The sequence below is a fragment of the Arthrospira sp. PCC 8006 genome (assembly GCF_046480465.1).
In the GTDB taxonomy this organism is placed as follows: Bacteria; Cyanobacteriota; Cyanobacteriia; order Cyanobacteriales; family Microcoleaceae; genus Limnospira; species Limnospira platensis.
The window spans coordinates 1-1,132 of record NZ_PKGG01000467.1 but is presented as its reverse complement, the minus strand read 5'-3'; the positions used below and the strand labels follow the sequence as shown (position 1 = coordinate 1,132).

General features: G+C 45.8%; 2 protein-coding genes. One reads left to right on the top strand and one right to left on the bottom strand.

Going from position 1 to position 1,132, the window contains the following annotated elements:
- Positions 1-136 precede the first annotated feature (136 nt).
- On the top strand, positions 137-517 hold the full coding sequence (locus B9T16_RS28825) for a type II toxin-antitoxin system VapC family toxin (protein ID WP_410246407.1): 381 nt from the start codon (positions 137-139) through the stop codon (positions 515-517).
- A gap of 166 nt (positions 518-683) precedes the next feature.
- Here the strand turns inward: B9T16_RS28825 and B9T16_RS28820 are convergent, their stop codons facing one another.
- Entirely contained in the window at positions 684-887 is a 204-nt protein-coding gene (locus tag B9T16_RS28820; RefSeq protein ID WP_148261887.1) for a DUF3368 domain-containing protein, read from the bottom strand.
- Between the last annotated feature and the right edge of the window lie 245 nt (positions 888-1,132).

Sequence of the window (1,132 nt, the reverse complement as noted above, 5' to 3'; positions counted from 1 at the left end):
GCACAATGCAAACGCCACCCATTCCAGTGTCCCAATGGTCAGAAGCGATTTTGTCTTATCAAGGAATCCCTGATTTCCCCGCTTTCGAGTCCTATCGGGATGAACTGCTTCCCCCTCGCGAACCGGAAATTTTCTAATGCAATATCTCCTCGATACCTGTGTTATCAGTGACTTCATCAAAGGCGAACCGGGTACTCAAAACAGAATCAAGCAAACCGCCCCAGTCAACATTGCTGTTTCCTCAATTACAGTGATGGAACTTAACTATGGTTTAGCCCTCAATCCACAACGGGCGGAAAAAATTAAACCCGTTATTCTCGATTTTTTATCGTCGGTGACTATTCTTCCTTTCACAAACGCAGAAGCTGAAAAAGCGGCTGAGATTCGTGCTTTACTCAAATCTCAAGGACAGCCAATTGGGGCTTATGATGTCTTGATTGCTGCCACTGCACTGGAACATCAACTGCTCATGATTACCGCCAACCAACGAGAATTTAATCGCGTTGTTGGTCTTTAAACTGAGAATTGGCGACAGACCTAAAAAACTAGGTTTGATGGGGAGAAGAGGTGAGGGTAGAAACCCGGTTTCTGAGATATCGGTGGGGGCAAGAAACCGGGTTTCTGAGCTAGATTTGGGTGAGGAGGCAAAGGTGATGGTAGAAACCCGGTTTCTGAGATATCGGTTAAATTTCATCAACCCTGCTCAAAATCTGGTTATATAAAGCTGAAGATACTCTAAATTCTGATGTAGTAATCAGCGCATCCATAAGAGGCTTGACCGCAGTAATTAAATTATTATGCTTGGCCTCAACCCAAATGTCTAGTAATCCCGTAATCTTGATGCCTAAACGGTCCGCTGCTGCTCGACCTCGACGCTCATCAATCAACAGCAAATCTGCATTAAGCTCTATGGCAAGAGCGAGGTAAAATACAGAAGCGATGTGATTTGGCGGTGTTAACTGCTACTGAAAAATGACCGAACTACTTCAACAGGCGATCGCCCAAATCCAACAACTCCCACCCGACCAATAAGATGCGATCGCGGCTCGATTTTTGGCACAGTTGCAGGATGAGCAAAAATGGGAAACCCGTTTTGCTACCACGACAGCACCAGGAGTAGGTTGGGTGGACG

Excerpts from the sequence above, each read along its gene's own strand:
- B9T16_RS28825 (WP_410246407.1), top strand. The coding sequence starts at position 137 with ATGCAATATCTCCTCGATACCTGTGTTATCAGTGACTTCATCAAAGGC.